Origin of the sequence: Streptomyces sp. R35 (genome assembly GCF_041053035.1) — a bacterium.
Classification (GTDB): Bacteria; Actinomycetota; Actinomycetes; order Streptomycetales; family Streptomycetaceae; genus Streptomyces; species Streptomyces lutosisoli.
Genome location: NZ_CP163440.1, coordinates 468,483 through 489,830, shown reverse-complemented (window position 1 = coordinate 489,830; position 21,348 = coordinate 468,483). Strand labels below are relative to the sequence as shown.

Annotated in this window: 18 protein-coding genes and 2 pseudogenes; 15 read left to right on the top strand and 5 right to left on the bottom strand. The window is 69.0% G+C overall.

Going from position 1 to position 21,348, the window contains the following annotated elements; translation table 11 throughout:
• Window positions 1-272: 272 nt before the first annotated feature.
• From AB5J50_RS02500 to AB5J50_RS02490, 3 genes are all read left to right on the top strand, one after another.
• Window positions 273-527, top strand: coding sequence for a hypothetical protein (locus AB5J50_RS02500; protein ID WP_369254462.1), 255 nt, complete (start codon window positions 273-275; stop codon window positions 525-527).
• 137 nt (window positions 528-664) lie between these two features.
• Window positions 665-1,084, top strand: a complete 420-nt coding sequence (locus AB5J50_RS02495; protein WP_369254460.1) for an SsgA family sporulation/cell division regulator — start codon at window positions 665-667, stop codon at window positions 1,082-1,084.
• Between the two features lie 70 nt (window positions 1,085-1,154).
• Window positions 1,155-1,484: an NIPSNAP family protein gene (locus AB5J50_RS02490; RefSeq protein WP_369254458.1), complete on the top strand. Its 330-nt coding sequence runs from the start codon at window positions 1,155-1,157 to the stop codon at window positions 1,482-1,484.
• An 84-nt stretch (window positions 1,485-1,568) separates the two neighbouring features.
• On the opposite strand, the gene AB5J50_RS02485 is transcribed toward AB5J50_RS02490, so the two are convergent.
• Together AB5J50_RS02485 and AB5J50_RS02480 are read right to left on the bottom strand one after the other, a co-directional pair.
• Window positions 1,569-1,895, bottom strand: a complete 327-nt coding sequence (locus AB5J50_RS02485; RefSeq protein ID WP_369254456.1) for a hypothetical protein — start codon at window positions 1,893-1,895, stop codon at window positions 1,569-1,571.
• Window positions 1,896-1,939: 44 nt separating this feature from the next.
• Window positions 1,940-2,683 (bottom strand): TetR/AcrR family transcriptional regulator, encoded by a 744-nt coding sequence (locus AB5J50_RS02480; protein WP_369254454.1) that lies wholly within the window; start codon window positions 2,681-2,683, stop codon window positions 1,940-1,942.
• 201 nt (window positions 2,684-2,884) lie between these two features.
• On the opposite strand from AB5J50_RS02480, the gene AB5J50_RS02475 reads away from it, so the two are divergent.
• From AB5J50_RS02475 to AB5J50_RS02465, 3 genes are all read left to right on the top strand, one after another.
• Window positions 2,885-6,106: a bifunctional cytochrome P450/NADPH--P450 reductase gene (locus AB5J50_RS02475; RefSeq protein WP_369254452.1), complete on the top strand. Its 3,222-nt coding sequence runs from the start codon at window positions 2,885-2,887 to the stop codon at window positions 6,104-6,106.
• 131 nt (window positions 6,107-6,237) lie between these two features.
• Window positions 6,238-7,284, top strand: coding sequence for a zinc-binding dehydrogenase (locus tag AB5J50_RS02470; RefSeq protein ID WP_369254450.1), 1,047 nt, complete (start codon window positions 6,238-6,240; stop codon window positions 7,282-7,284).
• 202 nt (window positions 7,285-7,486) lie between these two features.
• Window positions 7,487-8,158, top strand: a complete 672-nt coding sequence (locus AB5J50_RS02465) for a TetR/AcrR family transcriptional regulator (protein ID WP_369254448.1) — start codon at window positions 7,487-7,489, stop codon at window positions 8,156-8,158.
• A gap of 251 nt (window positions 8,159-8,409) precedes the next feature.
• Here the strand turns inward: AB5J50_RS02465 and AB5J50_RS02460 are convergent.
• The 3 genes and pseudogenes from AB5J50_RS02460 to AB5J50_RS02450 all read right to left on the bottom strand — a co-directional run.
• A pseudogene (locus AB5J50_RS02460) lies at window positions 8,410-8,703 on the bottom strand (glycoside hydrolase family 15 protein); the annotation flags it as partial.
• A gap of 88 nt (window positions 8,704-8,791) precedes the next feature.
• Window positions 8,792-9,448: a TetR/AcrR family transcriptional regulator gene (locus tag AB5J50_RS02455; RefSeq protein ID WP_369254446.1), complete on the bottom strand. Its 657-nt coding sequence runs from the start codon at window positions 9,446-9,448 to the stop codon at window positions 8,792-8,794.
• 222 nt (window positions 9,449-9,670) lie between these two features.
• Window positions 9,671-10,306 carry a TetR/AcrR family transcriptional regulator gene (locus tag AB5J50_RS02450; protein WP_369254444.1) on the bottom strand — a complete coding sequence of 212 codons (636 nt, stop codon included), beginning with the start codon at window positions 10,304-10,306 and terminating at the stop codon, window positions 9,671-9,673.
• 137 nt (window positions 10,307-10,443) lie between these two features.
• On the opposite strand from AB5J50_RS02450, the gene AB5J50_RS02445 reads away from it, so the two are divergent.
• The 9 genes and pseudogenes from AB5J50_RS02445 to AB5J50_RS02405 all read left to right on the top strand — a co-directional run bounded on the left by AB5J50_RS02445 (window position 10,444) and on the right by AB5J50_RS02405 (window position 21,153).
• Complete coding sequence (locus AB5J50_RS02445) at window positions 10,444-11,589, top strand: VOC family protein (RefSeq protein ID WP_369254442.1); 1,146 nt, start codon at window positions 10,444-10,446, stop codon at window positions 11,587-11,589.
• On the top strand, window positions 11,586-12,524 hold the full coding sequence (locus tag AB5J50_RS02440) for a fumarylacetoacetate hydrolase family protein (RefSeq protein WP_327425939.1): 939 nt from the start codon (window positions 11,586-11,588) through the stop codon (window positions 12,522-12,524). The genes AB5J50_RS02445 and AB5J50_RS02440 overlap by 4 nt, the downstream gene beginning before the upstream one ends.
• Window positions 12,521-14,134 carry a bifunctional 3-(3-hydroxy-phenyl)propionate/3-hydroxycinnamic acid hydroxylase gene (locus tag AB5J50_RS02435; RefSeq protein ID WP_369254440.1) on the top strand — a complete coding sequence of 538 codons (1,614 nt, stop codon included), beginning with the start codon at window positions 12,521-12,523 and terminating at the stop codon, window positions 14,132-14,134. Before AB5J50_RS02440 ends, AB5J50_RS02435 begins: the two co-directional genes overlap by 4 nt.
• 16 nt (window positions 14,135-14,150) lie before the next feature.
• A complete protein-coding gene (locus AB5J50_RS02430) occupies window positions 14,151-16,169 on the top strand; it encodes an acetoacetate--CoA ligase (RefSeq protein WP_369254438.1) in 2,019 nt (672 codons plus the stop codon).
• Between the two features lie 149 nt (window positions 16,170-16,318).
• Window positions 16,319-16,942, top strand: a complete 624-nt coding sequence (locus AB5J50_RS02425) for a malonic semialdehyde reductase (RefSeq protein ID WP_369254436.1) — start codon at window positions 16,319-16,321, stop codon at window positions 16,940-16,942.
• Window positions 16,943-17,554: 612 nt separating this feature from the next.
• Window positions 17,555-18,296 (top strand): annotated as a pseudogene (locus AB5J50_RS02420) (transposase); the annotation flags it as partial.
• Between the two features lie 196 nt (window positions 18,297-18,492).
• Window positions 18,493-19,200 carry a hypothetical protein gene (locus AB5J50_RS02415; RefSeq protein ID WP_369254434.1) on the top strand — a complete coding sequence of 236 codons (708 nt, stop codon included), beginning with the start codon at window positions 18,493-18,495 and terminating at the stop codon, window positions 19,198-19,200.
• A gap of 157 nt (window positions 19,201-19,357) precedes the next feature.
• Window positions 19,358-19,555, top strand: coding sequence for a hypothetical protein (locus tag AB5J50_RS02410; RefSeq protein ID WP_369254432.1), 198 nt, complete (start codon window positions 19,358-19,360; stop codon window positions 19,553-19,555).
• A 26-nt stretch (window positions 19,556-19,581) separates the two neighbouring features.
• Entirely contained in the window at window positions 19,582-21,153 is a 1,572-nt protein-coding gene (locus AB5J50_RS02405; RefSeq protein ID WP_369254430.1) for a protease pro-enzyme activation domain-containing protein, read from the top strand.
• The last annotated feature ends 195 nt before the right edge of the window (window positions 21,154-21,348 follow it).

The following is a 21,348-nucleotide window of genomic DNA, read 5'->3' as shown; positions in this document are numbered from 1 at the left end:
ATGGTCGGTGCAGGTGAGCATCTTCTCGAAGGCCAGGCGGACTTCGGCCAGGCGGCCGACGCGGTCTGGGCGAGGACGTCGAGCTGTTCATGCCGCTGCCGGCCGTGCGGGCCATTTTCGCCGCCTCGACATTTCCATACGTCGTATGGTAATCGTGGTAGGGCTCTTCCATGCGCCGTATGGAAGAGGAGTTTGCTCTGGCCACGCCAGGCGTCGCACATCGCCTGCATGCAGCCGATGGCGCACGTCGACCCAATCGGGAAGGAGAGACCATGAACAAGCTCACGAGGCTCGTTGCCGTCACTGCTTCTTCCATGGCGGTCGCGGGTGTCGCCGTTCTCGGTGCCGGGGGCACCGCTTCGGCCGCGACTTCTGCATCCGCGCACGTCCAGCGCCCGGCCGTCATCGTCAACGCCGGCGACTACCGCTGGGATCACGGTATCGGCCACCTGCTCGAGCTGGGCTACAGCTGGGATGAGATCCGTGGCTGGCACCACGACGGCCGGGAGGAGATCAGTGGTCGCTGACCGCCGCCCAGGCGGCCGTCGCGCGGCGCCAGGGCCCTGCTGTAACTCCTCTCCCTTCGTTGCCTTTTCGCTGCCGGCCCAGCGGCGGTCCGGCGGCGCAGCGCAGCCGAGGCAGAGACACCTTGGAGGGAAAGTCGATGGAGTCTTTGAAGACCGTGATGCAGGGGGTGGCTGTGCAGCTTGTCATCTCGCGCACCTACTCGCTGTCCACGTGCATGAGCCTGCGTTACGAGCCCACTGATCCCTATGTCGTCCGTGCCGTCTTTTTCACCGACACCGACGAGCCGGCCGAATGGGTCCTGGGACGTGATCTTCTGGCCGATGGCCTGAGGAGTTCCGCAGGCTCTGGGGACATCCGGATCTGGCCGGCCGTCGGCCGTGGCGACCAAGCGATGTACATCGTCCTCGGGTCTCCCGCGGGCACCGCCTTGCTCGAGGTTCCCGTGCAGGACGTCAGGACCTTCCTGGACAACACGGAGGCGCTGGTGCCACGGGGTACCGAGTCCGGACACATCGACTGGAACCTCGAACTGCCGAACTTGCTCGCGAAAGGCTGAGAGAAGTCTCCCCACCGCCGTGCGGATGGGGATCTTTGTCCCGGCCGCAGAAGAGAAGGGAAGATAGTTCATGTCCCAGTACCAGCTTCGTGTCTACACACTGTGCAGCCCTGAGGCGCTCGTCGCCTACGAGAGCATCTGGTCCAAGCACATTCCCGGTCTGGCCAAGCACTGGATCACCACACACGGCGTCTGGACGGTGCCAGCAGCTCCCGGGAGTGAGGCGCCCCAGCTGTACGCCCTCGTTTCCTACAGCGACGCCGACGACGTGCAGGAGCGGCTGGAGGCGTACCTGTCCAGCCCTGAGTTCCGCGCCGACATGGAGGGCTTCGACATCAGCCAGATCATCGACGTCACCGAGTCCGCGCTGACGCCCACCGCCGACTCACCCTTGCGGTGAGAGCGAGCAGCACGGCAGTGTCCTGGCCACCGCCAGGCGCTGCGGCTCCTGGGACCGTACGAGACCGGGGGCCGTGCAGACCATTCAGTCGAGCGAACCAGCGGCAAGGGTGAGCACGAGGTGGCCTGGGATGTCGGCGAAGCGCTGCGGAAAGAAGGCGCAGCCGGCGGAGACGAACGTGCCGACGACGTGCCCGGAGCGCTGATCCGGGTGGCCTCGCGCACGAGTCTGTGAGCAGTGGTAAGGAGGGCCGCCACGGCGCCCCGGACCGCGGTGCTGCGGGTGGACGGCCGCGGTTGCCAGCCCACCCGCCCACGATATAGCGAGCACCACACAGGCCAGGGCGCGGGCAGCGTAGGGCAGGCTGTGCCCGTAGAGCGCGCACATGGATCCGCCGACGGTGTACATCATCAGATCGATTCGGCCCAGGGTCAGCGGGACCGGACTGGGCCCGGCTATCGCGTGCTGGGCACTGATTGTTGTCTTGGGACGAAGATCGGCTCGTCCGACCGCGGGCCTGCCTCAGGCACACCGCCTCGGTCGGCGCCCTGGCCGTCACCATCGGCGGTGAGCCGACCCTCCAGGCCCGTGATGATCGTGTCCAGCACCAGGCGGAACATGCGGTCCTCCTCAGGGCCTGCGTCCGCGGGCCCGTCGTTGCCTGCGGCGGGCGCGGTGGGCTCGAGGTTCGACCACTGGTGAAGCGCGCCGTTGAGTTCGGCGGTGAGGACACCGATGACGACCGCGCACATGAGAGCGGCGATCGGCCGGATCTCTGAGTGCGGTACCCCTGCGGCGTCCAGTGTCGCGGTGAGCGCGGCCCAGAACGGGTCTTCGGGCTGGATGAAGTCCGGCTGGCTGAACGAGTAGGCCATGAGGTTGGGGTGGCGGTGCGCCAGCGTCCGGAAATCTGTGGCGAGCAGGCGGATGCGCTCCTGCCAGGGAGCGTCTTCCAGCGTCACGGTGCGGAACTGGGCGCCGACCATCCTCGCCACACCGCGCAGCAGAGCGTCCTTGTTCGGTACGTGGTGGTACAGCGACATCGGGTTCGCATCCAGCGCGGTCGCGAGTTTGCGCATGGTGAGCGCCTCGACCCCGTCCGCGTCGATGAGCCGCAGGGCGGCGGCATAGATCCCGGTCTCGGTCAGAGGTACGTCTCTCTTCCTTGTTCCCCGCGGGGGAGGCTTCGCCTTTGTCATACGCCGTACGGTAGCGGTTTCGTACGGCGTATGGAAATGAACTCGATCACACGGTGACGGAGCAGTCGCTCCCGCGGCCCGGGTTGCGCTCGATGTTCCATACGGCGTATGGTTCTTTTCCATACGACGTATGTTTCTAGTGCACTGCGGCATCGACCGGCGCCCTTGCCCATCCCTCCTCTCCGCACAAAGGAGCAAGCCATGACCACGCCATCTGCGAACGACCTTCGCCCCATTCGGTCCCCGCGCGGGATACCCCTGCTCGGCCACACGCCGCAGATCCCCAGCACCAACCCGGTGGAGTACTTCGGCGAGCTGTCCAAGCAGTTCCCCGAGGGCATCTATGGCATGGACATCGCCGGCATCGAGCAGGTCTTCGTCTATGACCCGGACCTGGTGGCCGAGGTCTGCGACGAGACACGGTTCTTCAAGCAGATCGAGAAGACGCCGCTGCACCACGTCCGGGACTTCACGGGGGCGGGTCTGTTCACGGCCCACCAGCACGAAGAGGAATGGGGCATGGCGCACCGTGTCCTCCTGCCGGCCTTCAGCCAGCGGGCCATGAAGGCCTACTTCGGGCAGATGCTGGAGGTCGCCCAGAACCTGGCGGGCAAGTGGGAGCGCAGGGAGGGCCAGCCGGTCAACATCACCGACGACTACACCCGCCTGACGCTGGACACCATCGCCCTGTCGGGGTTCGGCTACCGGTTCCAGTCCTTCGACAAGGAGGAGCTGCACCCCTTCCTCAACGCGCTGCTGGAGGCGCTGATCGAGTCGATGCGGCGCTCCCAGGAGCTGCCGATGATGACCAAGCTCCGTAAGGCCGACGACAAGAAGTACCGCGAGAACATCCAGCTGATGCGCGACCTGGTCGAGAGCGTGATCAAGGAGCGCCGTCAGGGCAAGGGCAGCGGTGAGGAGGACCTGCTCGGCCTGATGCTGGAGGCCACCGACCCGGAGACCGGCAAGCTGCTGGCGGACGACAACGTCCGCGACCAGGTGGTGACGTTCCTGATCGCAGGTCATGAGACCACCAGTGGTCTGCTGTCGTTCGCCACGTACTCGCTGATGCGCAACCCGCACGTGCTGGCCCAGGCCTACGCCGAGGTGGACCGCCTGCTGCCCGGCGACACGGTCCCGGACTACGACACGATCATGCAGCTGGACGTCATCCCGCGGATCCTGGAGGAGACCCTGCGCCTGTGGGCTCCCATCCCGCTGATTGCCAAGGCGCCGCTGGAGGACACCGTCATCGGCGGCCGGTATGAGATGAAGAAGGGAACCAGGGCCAACATCCTCATGGGCGCGCTGCACTCCCACCCCAAGGCATGGGAGCGACCGCACGAGTTCGACATCGACCGGTGGCTGCCGGAGAACCGCGCCCAGCAGCACCCGCACGCCTACAAGCCGTTCGGCAACGGCGTGCGTGCCTGCATCGGCCGGCAGTTCGCACTCACCGAGGCCCGTCTGGCCCTGGCGCTGGTGCTGCAGAAGTTCAAGTTCTCCGACACCGGCGACTACAAGATGGACGTTCGAGAGGCGCTGACGCGCAAGCCCGGCGACTTCCAGCTGGTCGTCCGTCGCCGTCAGGAACACCAGCGGACCGTTTTCGGCGCCGCGGACCTGCAGACCGACGACACGCAGGCGCAGGCCGCGGTCAGCGGTGTCGGAGTGAACCTGACCGTCGCCTACGGCTCCAGCCTTGGCTCGTGTGAGGACCTGGCGCGTACCATCGCCGACCGCGGCGAGCGCTCCGGCTTCGGCACCACGCTGACGAGCCTGGACGAGCTGGGCGACAATCTGCCCACCGAGGGCCTGCTCGCCGTCGTCGCCGCCAGCTACAACGGCAAGGCCCCCGACAACGCCCAGCGCTTCGACGACCTGATCGCCGCCGGCCTGCCCGAGGGCTCGCTGTCGAACGTGCGGTACGCGCTGCTGGGCGCCGGTAACACCCAGTGGGTGGCCACCTACCAGGCCTTCCCCAAGCGGATCGACGAAGCACTGCTGGCCGCCGGCGCCACCCCCGTCATCGAGCGCGGCATAGCCGACGCCGCCGGTGACTTCGACGGCATGGCCACTCGCTGGATGGACACCCTGTGGACCACCCTGGCCGAGGAGTACGCCGCCGACACCTCCGACGCGAGCGGCCCGCGCTACCAGGTCCAGCTGCTCACCGAGGCGGACGTGCGCCCCGCCATCGTCTCCGAGCAGGCCTACCCCCTCACGGTGGTGGCCAACGACGAACTCGTGGCCGACGCGACCGGCCTGTGGGACTTCAGCATCGAGCCGCCGCGCCCGTCGGCGAAGTCCATCACCATCGAGCTCCCCGAGGGTGTCACCTACGACACCGGCAACCACCTGGCCGCCTTCGCCAAGAACGAGCCGGCCCTGGTCAACCGCGCGCTGACGCGGCTCGGCGTCGACCGCGACCAGGTCCTGCGCCTGGACCAGCCGGCCGGCGGCCGCACCCACCTGCCGGTGGGCACCCCCGTCACCGCAGGCCTGCTCCTCACCGAGTTCCTGGAATTGCAGGACGTGGCCACCCGCACCCAGGTGCGCATCCTGGCGGAGTACACCGAGTGCCCGTGGACCCGGCCGCAACTGCAGGCCTACACCGCCGACACCGAGGAAGCCGAAGAGCGCTACCAGAACGAGATCCTCGGCAAGCGCGTCTCCGTGCTGGGCCTGCTGGAGCGCTTCCCCGCGGTCGAACTGCCGCTGGCGGTCTTCCTGGAGATGATGGGGCCGATCCGTCCCCGCTTCTACTCCATCTCCTCCGCCCCGCTGGCCAACCCGCGCCACGTGCGCCTGACCGTGGGCCTGCTGGAAGGCCCGGCCCTGTCCGGTGACGGCCAGTACCGCGGCACCTGCTCGTCCTACATCGCCGGCCTCGAGCCCGGAGACGTCTTCTACGGCTACGTGCGCGTGCCCTCCCCGACCTTCGCCCCGCCGGCCGACCCCGCCACGCCGCTGATCCTCATCGGCCCCGGCACCGGCATCGCGCCGCTGCGCGGATTCCTGGAGGAGCGCGCCTCGCAGCACGCGAACGGCACGCAGGTCGGCGTGTCGCAGGTCTTCATGGGCTGCCGCCACCCGGAGCACGACTACTTCTACCGGGACGAGATGGAGATGTGGGCGCTGTCCGGCATCGCCCAGGTCCACACCGCCTTCTCCGCGGTGACCGGCCACCCGGCCCGGTTCGTGCAGAACGCCATCGCCAACGCCGCCGACACGGTGTGGCAGGCCATCGAAGACGGCGCGTACATCTACGTCTGCGGTGACGGCCGCCGCATGGCGCCCGCCGTCCGTGAGGCCCTCGCCGCGATTCACCGCCAGCAGACCGGCAGCGACGACGAAACCGCCCAGCAGTGGCTCGCCCAGCTCGAGGCCGACGAGCGCTACCAGCAGGACGTCTTCGCCTGACCCCAGACGCCGGGAGGCCTGCGGCCGACCTGCCACCCGCACGCCTCCCGGCCACCACAAGCCCCCCAGACACCACACGGCACCGACCGGCTCGAATCGCCGGGAGTGCCACTCACCGAAGGAAGAGCACCATGGACACCATGCTCGCCGGACGCTTCCACCTGGACAGCAAGAAGTTCGTCGTGGAGGAGGTCCCCGTCCCCGTGCCGGGTCCGGGCGAGGTCCTCATCGAGGTGAAGGCCGCCGGCGTCTGTCTTTCGGACGTCCACCTGATCGACGGCTCCCTCGTTCCGCTGTTCGCCACCTCCGACGTGGTCACCGTCGGCCACGAGGTTTCGGGCGTGATCCACACCCTCGGCCCCGACCTCAAGCGCGGCCTGACCGTCGGCGCCCGCGTCACCCTGGAGGCCGGCAAGACCTGCGGCCAGTGCGCCGGCTGCGTGCGCCGCCGCCCCTGCACCCAGATGCTCACCGCCGGCATCGACTACGACGGCGGCTGGGCCCAGTACACCCTCGCCCGCGAGGACACCCTCATCCCCATCCCCGACAGCCTCCCCTTCGACCAGGCCGCGATCATCCCCGACGCGGTCTCGACCCCCTACGCCGCCGTCGTCACCACCGCCGGAGTACGCCCCGCCCAGTCTGTCGGCGTGTGGGGCGCGGGCGGAGTCGGTGCGCACAACGTACGCCTCGCCCGCCTGGTCGGCGCCGCACCGATCATCGCCGTCGACCCGCTGCCCAGTGCCCGGGAACGCGCCCTGGCCTTCGGCGCGGACATCGCACTCGACCCGACCGCCGACGACTTCGCCGACCAAGTCCGCGCGGCCACCGCCGGGAAGGGCCTGGACTTTGCCTTCGACTGCGCCGGCGTGCCCGCCGTCCGCGAGCAGGCCGCCTCCGTACTCGGTCTGGGCGGCTCCCTCATCCTGGTCGGCATCACACCCAGGCCCCTCACCATCACCGAGGGCCTGACCTTCAACTACCTGCAGAAGCAGGTGCGCGGTCACTACGGCGGCACCCCCGAGTCCGTCACCGAGCTCGTGCAGCTGACCGCGGCCGGCCGCCTGGACCTCGCCCCCTCCATCACGGACCACATCCCGCTCGCCGAGGCTGCCGACGCCGTCCACCGGCTGGAGAACAAGATCGGCGACCCGATCCGCCTCATCCTCGTCCCCTGACACGTCCAGCGGGACTTCAAAGCCACCTCGGGCAGGGGTGAGTGGGCGCCGGTGCTTGAGGGAGCACCGGCGCCCACGGCTTTCGGGTATCTGCTGGCCGGGCATGTGCCGTGGAACCCCGCTGCCGCCGACTCGTTGTCGGGCGCCAGAACCCGGCGTCCTCCGTAGCCGCGCACATGATCCGGAAGTGGAGAGGGGAGTCATGCAGATGACCGACGTTCTGGGCCGCACTCCGCAGCGCAGTGATGCTCGCTCAAACCGCACACGTATTCTCGCGACCGCTCGGCAGAAACTGGGGGACGATCCCGATGCGAGTCTCGACAGCATCGCTCAGGCGGCCGGCGTCGCGCGGCGCACCCTCTACGGACACTTCTCCAGCCGGCAAGCGCTGGTCACCGCCCTGACGCAGGAAGCAGGCCAAGCGCTTCAACAGGCGTTCGCCACGGCCCGCATTCCAGGTGCCGACCCGCTGGAGGCGATGGCGCGGATGGCACTGGCGGCATGGGCGGTGGGCGACCAGTACCGCATGCTCATCTCCTTGGGGCGCCGCGATCTGGGAGACGAGGTGATCCGAGCCACCCTGGCACCGGCGCGCGCAGAGGCCACCGCGACCGTGCGACGTGGTCAGGACGAAGGCGTGTTCGCGGATCATGTCCCCGCGCCTGTCCTCGCCCTGACGCTGGAAGCACTGATACTGGCCCTCGCCGAGGAGAACGCCACGTCCACCTGGGCGGATCCCACGGGTGAAGCTGCGGCGACCGCGCTCCTCGTCGCGGCCGGCGTAGCACCACAGGTTGCTGCGCTCCGCGTGCGGGACGTTCTGTCTGAGTCAGAGCGGCAGGAACGCCTTCCGACAACGGCGCGGCCTGCTTGAACATGTCGACAGCCTCCACCCCCGATGGCTGCCACCAGATCGGAAGGCGGACCTCTGTCCCACCGTGGCCTGGAGACGCGCGGCCCAGCCGTACGGCAGCCAACATCGCTCTCCGAAAGGGCAGTTGACGCTGAGTGAGGCCGACGAGGCCCGAGTGCGATCACCCCTCCCGCCTAATCGACCTGGACGCCCGCACGGCCCTGGCAGGGAGGACGGAGGCCGCGTGCAGCTCCCTCCACCGGAGGCGGCGGTCAGCCCAGGGCGCGGTCGAGGTTGAAGGCGGCGCTGATGAGGGCGAGGTGCGTGAACGCCTGGGGAACATTCCCCAGTTGCTCTCCGGTGTGGCTGATCTCCTCTGCGTACAGGCCGAGATGGCTGGCGTAGGTGACCATCTCCTCGAAGGCCAGACGGGCTTCGCCCAGGCTTCCGGCCCGGGTGAGGGCCTCGACGTACCAGAAGGAGCAAATGGAGAAGGTGCCTTCGTCGCCTTCCAGGCCGTCGGGGCTGGCCTTGGGGTCGTAGCGCCAGACCAGGGAGTCGGAGACCCTGGTCAGTCACCTGCCGCTCGACCGCACCGCGGTCGGCAGCGAAGAAGTGTGCGTCAGCCGAGCCCGCGACAGCCGCTCCGCTCCGTCACGGCTCCTCGCGGGTTCGTGCGATGTGGCTCTCCAAGCCGACGATCGTCGCGTCCAGCGCACAGTTGAACATCGCGTCGATCACGTCCTTCGCGGGTGCGGGGGCGTCTTCTCCGCCGGGGCCGGCTGGTGCCGGCGGCAGGGTGGTCCACCGCTGCAGCGCTCCGGTCAGTTCGCTGACCAGCAGGCCCGTGAAAACCGCGCACAGGGAGGCAGCGACGCGCGGGATCTCCGAGGCCGGCACTTCCGCGGCGGACAGGATGTCGATGAGCCCCTGCCAAAAGGGGTCCTCCGGCTGGACGTAGTCGGCTCGCGCGAAGGAGTACGCCATCAGTTTCGGGTGGCGGTGCGACAGTTTACGGAAGTCCAGAGCCAGTTGGCGCAGGCGGTCCTGCCAGGGGAGGTCCTCCCACTCCCTCGCGCGGAACTGCGAGCCGACGCGCTCGGCCACGCCATGCAGCACGGCGTCCTTGTTCGGCACGTGGTGGTACAGCGACATCGGATTCGCATCCAGCTCGGTCGCGAGTTTGCGCATGGTGAGCGCCTCGACACCGTCGGCGTCGATGAGCTGCAGCGCCATGGCGTAGATGCCGTCCTTGGTGAGCGGGACGTCCCTCTTCCTGGTCCCCCGGGGGGCCTTCCTCTGCTTTTCCATACATAGTATGGTACAGCGGCACTCCCGAGGAGTCCGTCACCGAGCTCGTGCAGCTGACCGCAGCCGGCCGCCTCGACCTCGCCCCCTCCATCACCGACCACACCCCGCTCGCCGACGCCGCCTACGCAATGCGCCGGCCGGCAAACAAGATCGGTGACCCGGTCCGCCGCAGCCTCGCTCTGACGAGTCGTCCAGAGGTCGCCTCGGGCGGGGGGTGGGGGATCAGGTGAGGTCGGGCAGGGCGCGCCGGGTGACCTCATGGGCGTCGTCAGCGGGGACACCCAGCATGCGCAGGACCATCTCGGCCAGGTCCGAGGCGGCCTCGTCGCCGTCGAGATCGGGGCGGGCCAGCCTCAGCGCCACGAGGGACAGCAGGGTCCCGCCGAGGGCGGACAGGGCGATGGTCGGGTTGGTGCAGGTGAAGCGGCCCGTGGCGATGCCGATCTCCAGGTCGCGGAGCGCTCGTGGGGACAGGCCGATCTCGGCGTGAATGTGGGCCAGACCGCGATCACGCAGGATCCGCATGAGTTCCGGGTGGGAGTCGGCCATCCGGGCGGTGAGCCGGAAGCCCGCCGCGACGAGTTCGGCCGGGTCCTCGATCCCTTCGACACGCTCGTCGATGGCCTGACCGAACTCCTCCAGGGCGTCCGTCACCGCGGCGTCGAACAGCTCCGTCTTGGACTCGAAGTGGTTGTAGAAGGAGCCGAAACCGACGTCCGCGCGCTCGGCGATTGCCTGGATGCTGGCGCTGGTGTCCCCGGTCTCGGCGAGGATCTGCCGGGCCGCACGGACGAGCGCCTGACGGGTCTCGGCGCGGCGCCGTTCGAATCGGTTGCGGGGCGGGGCTGACGTCGGCATACGCCGAGTGTAACAACCATCGCGATGAGTCTGCCATTACTGATGAGATCCTCAATTATTTGGCCTCATCCTATTGACGATGGGTTACGGCAAAGTTGATGATTTCCTCATTACAGCAGTGTTGCTTGGAGGACACCATGTCCCACACCCCCGTTAACAGGGCCGATCCTCAGACGCCCCACCAAGACCTCCACAGTGAGCAGGGCGCCCTGCGCGGAGAGCACCCCGGACGTTCCCGGAATCCCGTGATCAAGGTGGTGGATCTGGCCTGGCTGGAGTTCGAGAAGCCGGACCTGGACCGGGCCGAGGTGTTCGCGCGTGACTTCGGGTTCGCGATCGCCGCCCGCACCGAGGGAGAGCTGTGGCTGCGCGGCACCTTCGCCGGCTCACCTTGCATGGTCATCCGGCGGGGGCGTACGTCCCGGTTCATCGGGCCGGCGTTCCGCGCGGCCGAGCGGACCGACCTCGACCGGCTGGCCCGCGCCACCGGCACTACCGTCCGGGACATCGGCGTACCGGGCGGTGGGCAGTCGGTCGCCCTGCTCGATCCCTCGGGCCTGCCGGTCCGGGTCGTGCACTGCGCCGAGCAGCTGCCCGCGCTGCCCGAGCAGCAGCCTCTCCTCCTCAACTTCGGCACGGACCACCGTCGTACGAACGCCACCCAGCGTCCGTCCCGTGAGCCGTCCCGTATTCAGCGGCTGGGCCATGTGGTGCTGGAGACACGGGTGTTCGCCCGCACCCTGGACTGGTATCTGGACACCCTCGGGTTGATCGTTTCCGACTTCCTGTTCCTGGACGGGCAGCGCGGGCGCGGGCCGACGATGGCGTTCATTAGGTGCGACCAGGGGAGCGTGGCCGTCGATCACCACACGCTGGCCCTGCACCTGGGGCCCGGAACCGGCTACGTCCACTCGGCCTACCAGGTCACCGACCTCGACGCGATCGCCGCTGGCGGGGAGTACCTGGCCGAGCGCGGCTACAAGCGCAGCTGGGGCATCGGCCGGCACATCCAGGGCAGCCAGCTGTTCGACTACTGGCGCGACCCCGACCACTTCATGCTGGAGCACTTCGCCGACGGCGACCTCTTCTCCTGCGACCTGAAGCCCGGCTGGGCGCCGATGTCGGCGAGCGGCCTGGCCCAGTGGGGCCCGCCGGTCACCCGCGACTTCCTGGGCGCCAGCCCGTCCTCCGCCAAGCTACGCGAGGTCATGTCGGCCCTGCGCGGCGACAACGAACTCGACCCCGCACGCCTGCTGGGCCTGATGAAAGCGATGAGCTCATGAGTACCAATGTTCTGCGCACCGCCGACGGCTGGTGGGTCGTCCGGGACGAGCGCGCCGTCCGCATCGAGACCAAGGCCGTCACCACCGCCGAGCTGCTCGCCGACCGGGACACGGTCCGCGAAGCCGCCGCCTCCGCCGAGAGCGGGACGCCCGTCGCCGGCCTGGTGGCGCTGCCTCCGGTCACCACCCCCTGCCGGGTGGTCGCCCAGATGGTCAACTACCGCAGCCACGCTCGCGATTCGGGCTTCACCGGCGACATCCCGCCCGCCTTCTTCCGCAAGGCGTCCGGCTCGGTCAGCGGTCCGCACGAGAAGATCGTCCGCCCCGCGCATGTGAAGTTCCTCGACTACGAGGTGGAACTCGGCCTCGTCATGGGCGCCCCGCTGCCCGTGGGCACTGTCGTCGAGGAGCGGGACCTGCCGCGCTACGTCGCCGGGCTCGTCCTGACCAACGACGTCAGCGCCCGCGACGTCCAGTTGACCAAGACCCAGTTCTACGAGAGCAAGTCCTATCCGACCTTCACGCCGACGGGGCCGTACCTGGCCCTGTTGGAGCCCGGGGACTTCGACCAACTGCTCAACCTACGGCTGCGGCTGTCGGTCAACGGCGCCCCGCGTCAGGACCGCACGCTGGCCGACATGATCGTACGACCCGCACAGGCGCTCACCCTGCTCGCCCGCTTCCAGACGCTCGATCCGGGCGACCTGCTGCTGACCGGCACGCCCGGCGGCACCGCCCTGAAGGCCCCGCCCAAGCCTGTCGAGAAGATCGCCGCCCTGCTGCCGCCCGCGCTGAAGTGGAAGGCGTTCTTCAAGGGCCAGGCCAAGAACCCCCTTTACCTGCGCGACGGTGACCTCATCACCGCCACGATCGCCACCCCCGACGGGCAGATCGACCTTGGCGAGCAGCGGACCCCCGTTACGGACGCACCATGAAGGACGCATCCCGGAGACCGGTGGTGATCATCGGTGGGGGACCCGTGGGGGTCACGGCCGCCCTCCTGCTCGCCCGGCGCGGCGTGCGCAGCGTCGTCCTGGAACGCCACCGGGACGTCTACCCCCTGCCGCGCGCCGTTGTCGTGGACGACGAGGTCCGCCGGATCCTGCAGAGTGTCGGGGTCCACGAGGAGTTCGCCGCCCTCACCCGCCCGGCGCGCGGGCTGCGGCTGCTGGACGCCCGGCGCCGCATGATCAGCGAATTCCCGCGGTCCCTGCACGGGCACCACGGCTTCCCGCAGACCAGCATGTTCGACCAGCCCGAGCTGGAACACCTGCTTCGCGACGCCCTGGTGCGCCGCCCGGAGTGCGAGCTGTGGGGCGGGGTGGAGGTCGTGTCCGTCACCCAGGACACCGACGGATCGAACGATCCCACGGGTCCGGTCCGGGTCACCTTCCGCCGCGACGGCAGCGACGAGGAGGAGCACCTGTGGGCCGATGCCGTCCTCGGCTGCGACGGTGCGGGCAGCCTCACCCGCGACGCCATAGGCACCCTCTGGGAGGACCTGCACTTCGAAGAGAGCTGGCGAGTCATCGACGTGCGCACCAGCCGCCCGGTACGAACCTGGGAAGGCGTCGAGCAGATCTGCTGCCCCACCCGGCCGGCCACGTTCATGCGCGTCGGCGAGGACCGCTACCGCTGGGAGTTCCGGCTGGCCGACGATCAGCACCTGGACGGCCCGGACGGATGGGAGCGCCTGCGCGAGCTGGTCTCCCCCTGGGTGGACCTGCCGCCCGACGCCTCGTCTGGCGACGACTTCGAGGTGATCCGGCAGGCGCAGTACACCTTCAAGGCCCGCCTCGCCGACCGGTGGCGGAGGGGGCGCGTCTTCCTGCTGGGCGACGCCGCCCACCTCACCCCGCCCTTCGTCGGCCAGGGTCTGTGCGCGGGTCTGCGCGATGCCCACAACCTCACCTGGAAACTCGCCCGCGTCCTCCAACAGGGCGCACACGAGGGGCTGTTGGACACCTACGAACGCGAGCGCAAGCCGCACGCCCGCCGTGTGATCCGGATCGCGGTCGCCGTCGGCTGGGCCATGACCGGCGGACAGGACCGCGGTGCGGCGTTCCGCCGGGCCGCCGTGGGTACGGCCTGTCGCATCCCCGGGCTGACCGCGGCGGTGAGTCGTGACCTCAGCCCCGCTCTGACCGCCGGTCCACTCGTACGGCGTCGCTTCAGGATGACCGGCCGCGTGCTGGCCGGCACTTCCTGCCCGCAGCCCTGGGTACGGCACGACGGCAGGCGGGTGCGTCTCGATGACGTCCTCGGGGACTCCTTCGCCGTCCTGACCGGTGTGCCGCCCACGGCGCAGATGACGGCCATGGCCACGGCACTGGGCGCCCCGACGATCCACGTCGACGACCTGGGCGACGACGGCAACCTGGCCGCCTGGCTGGCACGCGGCCGGTCGGACGCCGTCCTGCTGCGCCCCGACCGCGTCGTGATGGACACCGTCCCGGCCGGCACCGGCGACTTCACGGACACTGCCGCCTGGGCGCCCCTGCTGTACATGGCCCGCCATACCGCCGATGTCCGGCCCGTCCCCTGACGAGGAACAACACACCATGACCAGCCCGCACCCCACGCCGTACCCGGAACCGTTCTTCACCCCCGATCCGAAGACGGCCGCCCACAGCCGCATCGCGGACTTCGCACGATGGGCGGCCCGGCACCAGGGCGCCGAAGGGATCCAGGACCCCACCGACTACCAAGCCCTGTACCGCTGGTCCGTCACCGACCTGGAAGGGTTCTGGGCCGCGGTGTGGGAGTACTTCGACATCGACGCGACGACTCCGTACGAGCGGGTGCTGGCCGAGGAGACCATGCCCGGCGCCCGCTGGTTCCCCGGTGCCACCCTCAACTACGCCCACCACGCGCTGCGCAACCTGCAGCCGGACGCTCCCGCGATCACCGCGCTGGACGAGACCGGATCCGGCTATGAGATCACCGGCCGGGAGCTGCGCTCCCGGGTCGCCTCCGTCGCAGCCAGCCTGCGCGACCTGGGCGTCGGACAGGGCGACCGGGTGGTGGGCTATCTGCCCAACACCCCCCACGCCGTCATCGCCTTCCTCGCCACCGTCAGCCTGGGCGCGGTGTGGTCGGTGTGCGGCCAGGACTACGCACCCAAGGCCGCCGCCGACCGCTTCGCCCAGCTCCGGCCCACCGTCCTCATCACCGCGGACGGCTACCTCTTCAACGGCACCACACACGACCGCCGTGCCGCCTCGCTCGAACTGGCCGCCGCCCTGCCGACGTTGAAGGCCACGATGCTCGTGGAGCACGTGGGCCTTGCCTGGCCCGAGGACAGGCACACCAGGCTGACGGTGCCCTGGGAGGACGCGGTCGCCCGTGTCGAGTACCTCACCATCGCCCCGGTGCCGTTCGACCACCCTCTGTGGGTCGTCTTCTCCTCCGGCACCACCGGCCTGCCCAAGGGCATCGTCCACGGGCACGGCGGGGTCCTGCTCGAGCACTTCAAGATGCTCGGCCTGCACAGCGACCTGGGCGTCGGGGACCGCCTGCTGTGGTACACCACCACCCACTGGATGATGTGGAACCTGGTCGTCTCCACCCTGCTGACCGGTGCCACCACCTGCACATATGACGGCAGCCCCGCACCGCTTGCGCGACCGGACATCCTGTGGGAGCTTGCGGCCCGCCACAAGGTCACCGTCTTCGGCACCAGCCCCCAGTACCTGCTGGCCATGACCAAGCTGGGCATCGACCCCTCCGTGCACGAACTGTCGGCCATCCGCGTCATCGGCTCCACCGGCTCCGCTCTGCCCGCCTCCGCCTACCCCTGGGTCCGCGACCACGTGGGCGCCGGCGTCCAGCTGGCCTCCACCAGCGGCGGCACGGACGTCGTCTCCGGCTTCGCCGGCAGCGCCTCCACGACCCCCGTCTGGGCGGGGGAGCTGTCCGCCCCCAGCCTGGGCGTGGCGCTGGCCGCCTACGACGCGACGGGCACCCCTGTCCTCGACCAGGTCGGCGAACTGGTCGTCACCCGGCCCATGCCGTCCATGCCGCTGTACTTCTGGAACGACCCCGACGGCAGCCGCTACCGCGACGCCTACTTCGGCGCCTACCCGGGCGTGTGGCGGCACGGCGACTGGATCACGCTCACCTCGCACGGATCGCTGATCGTCCATGGCCGCTCCGACGCCACCCTCAACCGCAACGGCGTGCGCCTGGGCAGCGCCGACATCCACGACGTCGTCGAACGCCTCCCCGAGATCACCGAGGCCCTCGTCATCGGCGCGGAGGAACCCGACGGCGGCTACTGGATGCCGCTCTTCGTGGTCCTCGCCGACGGGGTCGGCCTGGACGATTCCCTGCGCGACCGGATCCGCGACGCGATCCGCGCCAGCGCCTCACCCCGCCACGTCCCCGACGAGATCATCGCCGTACCGGCCCTCCCACACACGAAGACCGGCAAGAAGCTCGAGGTTCCCGTCAAGCGCCTGCTGCAAGGGGCCCCCGCCGAGCAGGTCCTCAACCCCGCGGCGGTCGACAACCCCGACCTGATCGCCTACTTCGCCCGCCTGGGCGCGGAGCGGAACAAGCGGTCGACACACCACACATGACGTCGGCCAGGGGACACAGGCCCACGTGACAGCACCGGGTCCTTGTTCCCCCACCCGGCCCCGCAAACCCCGTCCCCACCGCGTGGTGCCGGGGCGGTCCACCCGCCCCGGCACCACGCCATCCGCACAACCGAAGTAAGAGAGAAACCATGAGCATGACGGACCGCGAACCGCAGGCCCTCGATGTCCTTGAGGACGCCGGGCGAAAGGTGCTGTTCACCGAGGCCCGCACCGCGAACACCTTCGCCGAGGTGGCCGTTGCCGACGACGAACTCGCCATGATCTGGGAACTCGCCCGCTGGTCGCCGAGCGCCGCCAACGGTCAGCCTCTGCGGGTGCTCTTCGTGCGCACCCGTGAGGGCAAGGAGCGACTGGTCCGGCATCTCGACGAGGGCAACAGGGCCAAGACGCTCAGTGCGCCGGCCGTGGCGATCCTGGCGTACGACGTCGACTTCCACGAGCAGATGCCGACCGTCTTCCCGGCCCGCGGCGACATGCTGCGAGCGGCGTTCGCCGACCAGACGGAGAAGCGCGAGAGCCTCGCGGCCTACAACTCTGCACTGCAGACCGGGGTCTTCCTGCTCGCGGTGCGCGCGGCGGGGCTCGCGGCCGGTCCCATGGCGGGCTTCGACAAGGCCGGCGTGGACAAGGAGTTCTTCGCCGGTACCAGCTGGCGTTCGCATCTGGTGGTCAACATCGGTCACCCCGGCGCCGATCCGTGGTTCCCACGGCTGCCCCGCGTGCCCGTCGAGGACGCCGTCGCCTGGGTCTGATGGCGCTGCCGCCGCCTGGTCGCGCGGGATATTCCGAAGTCCGATCAGCCCGAGAGTGGGCGGCGGTAAGAGGTGCCATGCCGTGGGCGCCGGTGCTCTCCTGAGCACCGGCGCCCATTTCTTCTCCCCGGCCCGAGGTGGCTGTGATGGACCTTCTGGAAGCGACCGGCCTCATAGCAGCCATCAACGAGTGGCTGCAGCCAGGGTGATCAAGAGGGGCCGAGTTTCCTGCGGAGAGTGCCTGGAGGGGCAGTTCGATGAGGGTGTAGGCGAGGATCGCATCCCCCCTGCCGTGTTGCATTCGTACAGCGCCCCCGAACTGCACCAGTGACAGGAGCACCCGTTGCACTGGCGGATTGCTCTGAGCCGAAGGAGAAACCCGTGAGTAACTTCACGAAGCGCATGTGTATCGCTATCACCTCCGTGGTGGTGCAGGCGGAGCCGTAGTCGATGCCGGGGGTACCGCGTCGGCGGCGACGTCCGAGCATGTCCAGCGCCCGGCCGTCAGTGTCGCGGCCGACAATCACCGCTCGGGCGGCGGCCACGAGCACAACTGGGACCGGAGCGACGACCGCCGGTGGGGCCGCGACCACGACTACCGCTCGGACCGCGACCACCCAACTGGCCCTGCCCAGCCGCCCAAGTCCTATCGGCGCGGGCGCCGGACGCTGATCCGCACCGACTTGGCGGGCGGCACCCACGAGTTCGTGGCCTGGCTCGCGAAACGCGGACGGTGGCTGTCGTATTCGGTCGGCATGACCATCACCGACGCAATTCACCAGGCCGTACTCAAGGTGCCGCTCGCGGCATTGACGCCGGCCGTCGAGCCCGACGGAGAGATCCGCGACGGGGCCTGGGTCGCCGAACTCACCGGCGGCATGCTCGACGGCTGGCCGAAGGGCATGCGGCTGATCGTTCGGAAGGAACGACCGCACCCCGGCGCCCAGTTGAGGATCACGGATGCCGACGGCATGCGGATCACGTGCCTCGCCACCAACACTCCCGGCCGGCCCATCGCCGAGCTCGAACTCCGCCACCGCCTGCGGGCACGGGCCGAGGACCGCGTCCGGGCTGCCTGCGCGACCGGCCTGCGGAACCTGCCCCTGCACGACACCGCGCAGAACAGGGTCTGGCTGGAGATCGTCCAGATCGCACTCGACCTGCTGGCCTGGATGCCGATGCTTGCACTGAACGGCCAGGCCCGGCTCTGGGAGCCCCGCCGCCTGTGGCTCCGCCTGTTCAGCTCGTCACCACCGGCCGCCGCCAGATCCTCCGCCTCGCTCACCACTGGCCATGGACCGATGTCGCCACCAGCGCCCTCGGACGGCTCGACCAACTGCCCAACCCAGTCTGACCAGTAGCTTTCCCGTCCCTGCGAGCAGCACCACGTCTCCGGAGCAGTGGAACCCCGCGCCCACCCGACACGTCAGTCGGGCTACTGGCCTGCCCGCCAAAGCCACGGAACGCGAAACGGTCTGCCGACTCTGTCGGCAGACCGTCACGAAAGATCGAGGTTAGCGTGGCCATCCTGAGGCTGGCACACTGAATGTGTGTCCCCGTTGATGACCGCTGCTGATCAGATTGCGTCCTCATCGATTTCCGGCGCCGCAGTCGTGTCGGTCTGTGCATTGGTCTTCACGGTCGCCTCATTCTGGTGGCTCAATGCCAGACAAGGGCGCCTGAAGGCATGGGAGCCTCACTCCTTTGCAGCGATTTTCAACTACTCTCTGGTTCGCCTGCGGCTCCCCCTCGTCCTTCACAACACCGGCGCCACGCCGATAGTTGTGCAGGATGTCAGGCTCACCTTCCCTGATGAGCCCGCCTCTCATCTACCACTCTTGTGGATGTCTTCGCCGTCTCGTCTCCAACCCGGGCCGGACGAGGAACTGAAGTTGCCGGCCGGATTCGTTGTGGCCGGCAGAGAAGCTCAACAACTCTTCTTCGAGTTCGAGGCACCGTTTCCTGGGCTCCTTCCGAAGGCCCGTGACTACAAGGTCCAAATTCAAGTGAGGGTTGGCCACCGCAAGGGGTGGCGCCCGCTTCTGACGTTCACGTTGAGAACCACCAACATCATTGATCCCGACCGGTACGCCGTCTACAACAACGCACCTATTGAACTGACGAAGGAGGATCAGCAAAAGGCAGACGTTGCGCTCCTGGAGCTCCTGGACAAGCAGGAGAAGGACTCTTCCGCTCAGGGCGAGCCCAAGCCGCGAGACTCTTCGAGCGACGATGGCAACGCCGGTACCGACCTGTAGGCCGGGAAGATGGTCATGAGCTCGGCAAGGGCGGACGGGTTGGTGCACTGCACGTCCTAGGTCCTTCGCGACCTCGGGGACCGGCTTTCCCGTCCCCGTCGCGATGCGTACCGCCCCCTCACGAAACTCCGCCGTGAACTTGCGACGCTTCTCCGCCATGACGACCAACATCCCCTGCTGTCACGGACTCCACGCTACGAAGGGAACCTCACTCCAGGAACGACTCGAAGGAGCCCGCTCCAACCTGTGGTTCGCCGACAAGCGTGTTGCCGATCTTGAGATCCAGCTACTGGAACAGCAGCAGGCCGCCCGCGCCGCCGTCGTGGCTCGTAGCGCTGCTCGATGTGCGGACTGACAGTAGTTGTGTCGATACTTTGTGCCATGAACGAACGATTTTCCGCCATTCCCGGGAGTGAGCGCTCGGCCGCGCCCAGGGCGCTCTACGTAGGGCCCGTCGATGGCTCGACGCCGATCGAGGCCACGGTCATGCTGCGCCGTCGAGCGGAGGTTCCGCGCGATCTGATCGTGGGGACCGAGACGATTTCGCAGGCCGAGCTGGCCGAGCGGTACGGTGCCGACCCGGCCGATGCAAACCTGGTGCGCGATGTGCTGGGCCGCCAAGGTCTTCGGGTCACCGATGTCGATCTGGCCTCCCGGCGCGCCAAGGTGACGGGCACTGCGGACGAGATGGCCGCGGTGTTCGGGACCCAGCTGTCCCGGGTTTCCAGCCCGGACCCGACCGGCGGTGCGCCCATCGAGCACCGCCATCGCGAGGGCCCGTTGCGTGTGCCCGAAGAGCTGGACGGTGTGGTCGTTGCGGTGCTCGGACTGGACGACCGGCCGCAAGCCCGTCCCCGTCTGCGGCGCGCACGGGCTAGGGGGCGCCAGATCTCCTACAAACCGAATCAGCTCTCCAAGGTGTACCGGTTCCCTCCCGGCACCGACGGCAGCGGCCAGACGCTGGCGATCATCGAACTGGGCGGTGGCGCCGACCCGGCCGAACTGGAGACGTACTTCACCTCCCTGGGCGTGCCGACGCCCCGGGTGACCATGGTGAGTGTCGGAACCGGCCGCAATGTGCCGGGCGCAGACCCGGACGGCGCCGACGGGGAGGTGCTGCTGGACATTCAGGTCGCGGGCGCGTTGGCACCCGGCGCCCACCAGCAGGTGTACTTCGCGCACAACGACGACCAAGGCTTTGTCGATGCGGTGAGCGCTGCGGTGCACGCCACCCCGACGCCGGCCGCGTTGAGCATCAGCTGGGGCGCACCGGAGATCTTCTGGACGGACCAGGCCCGCGCGGTGTTCGACGAGGCGCTCGCCGACGCCGCGGCGCTCGGTGTGACGGTGTGTGTCGCGGCCGGTGACGACGGCAGTGACGACGGGGTCGGCGATGGTCTGGCGCACACCGACTTCCCGGCGTCCAGCCCGCATGCGCTGGCCTGCGGAGGTACCCGTCTGGACGCCGACCCTGACACTGGTGCCGTGAGCAGCGAGAGAGTGTGGGGCGGCGACGGAGATGGCGCCACCGGCGGCGGGGTCAGCGAAGCGTTCAGCCTTCCGGCCTGGCAGACCACCGTTGGCGTTCCGCACAACGGAGGTGCTCCGGGCCGCGGTGTACCGGATGTTTCGGGCGTCGCTGACCCGGCCACCGGTTACGAAGTGCTGGTGGACGGTCAACGCCTGGTCATCGGCGGCACCAGCGCCGTCGCCCCGCTCTGGGCTGCCCTGACCTGCCGACTCGTCGAGGCGCTCGGCCATCCGCTCGGCATGCTCCAGCCCCTGCTGTACGCCAACGCCACGCCCGGACACACCCCGCGCGGATTCCGTGACATCACTGTGGGTACGAACGGTGACTTCCGTGCCGCCCCCGGCTGGGATGCCTGTACGGGCCTGGGTGTCCCCGACGGCACAGAACTGCTCGCCTCTCTACGGGAGGCGGTGCCAGGCTGAGGCTCCCGGAGTCGGGCCCGCCGGGCGCCTTTGAGGGATGCCGGGCGGGCTTTCGGCAATCTGATGCGTGACGTGGCTATGCCTGAGCGAGTGCGGGGTCAACTCCGGCGGCAGGCCGATCGCGTTGCGGTAGACGGTGAACCGGTCGTTGATCTCGCGCGGCTGCAGACGGCCCCGCCGTTCGGTCAACCACAA

Bases quoted from the DNA above. Each gene is read 5' to 3' on its own strand.
- AB5J50_RS02465 (WP_369254448.1), top strand. From the start codon at position 7,487: ATGCAGATGACCGACGTTCTGGGCCGCACTCCGCAGCGCAGTGATGCT.
- AB5J50_RS02450 (WP_369254444.1), bottom strand. From the start codon at position 10,306: ATGCCGACGTCAGCCCCGCCCCGCAACCGATTCGAACGGCGCCGCGCC.
- AB5J50_RS02475 (WP_369254452.1), top strand. From the start codon at position 2,885: ATGACCACGCCATCTGCGAACGACCTTCGCCCCATTCGGTCCCCGCGC.
- AB5J50_RS02445 (WP_369254442.1), top strand. From the start codon at position 10,444: ATGTCCCACACCCCCGTTAACAGGGCCGATCCTCAGACGCCCCACCAA.
- AB5J50_RS02410 (WP_369254432.1), top strand. From the start codon at position 19,358: ATGACGACCAACATCCCCTGCTGTCACGGACTCCACGCTACGAAGGGA.
- AB5J50_RS02490 (WP_369254458.1), top strand. From the start codon at position 1,155: ATGTCCCAGTACCAGCTTCGTGTCTACACACTGTGCAGCCCTGAGGCG.
- AB5J50_RS02435 (WP_369254440.1), top strand. From the start codon at position 12,521: ATGAAGGACGCATCCCGGAGACCGGTGGTGATCATCGGTGGGGGACCC.
- AB5J50_RS02500 (WP_369254462.1), top strand. From the start codon at position 273: ATGAACAAGCTCACGAGGCTCGTTGCCGTCACTGCTTCTTCCATGGCG.
- AB5J50_RS02455 (WP_369254446.1), bottom strand. From the start codon at position 9,448: ATGGAAAAGCAGAGGAAGGCCCCCCGGGGGACCAGGAAGAGGGACGTC.
- AB5J50_RS02440 (WP_327425939.1), top strand. From the start codon at position 11,586: ATGAGTACCAATGTTCTGCGCACCGCCGACGGCTGGTGGGTCGTCCGG.
- AB5J50_RS02405 (WP_369254430.1), top strand. From the start codon at position 19,582: ATGAACGAACGATTTTCCGCCATTCCCGGGAGTGAGCGCTCGGCCGCG.
- AB5J50_RS02430 (WP_369254438.1), top strand. From the start codon at position 14,151: ATGACCAGCCCGCACCCCACGCCGTACCCGGAACCGTTCTTCACCCCC.
- AB5J50_RS02470 (WP_369254450.1), top strand. From the start codon at position 6,238: ATGGACACCATGCTCGCCGGACGCTTCCACCTGGACAGCAAGAAGTTC.
- AB5J50_RS02425 (WP_369254436.1), top strand. From the start codon at position 16,319: ATGAGCATGACGGACCGCGAACCGCAGGCCCTCGATGTCCTTGAGGAC.
- AB5J50_RS02480 (WP_369254454.1), bottom strand. From the start codon at position 2,683: ATGACAAAGGCGAAGCCTCCCCCGCGGGGAACAAGGAAGAGAGACGTA.
- AB5J50_RS02485 (WP_369254456.1), bottom strand. From the start codon at position 1,895: ATGATGTACACCGTCGGCGGATCCATGTGCGCGCTCTACGGGCACAGC.
- AB5J50_RS02495 (WP_369254460.1), top strand. From the start codon at position 665: ATGGAGTCTTTGAAGACCGTGATGCAGGGGGTGGCTGTGCAGCTTGTC.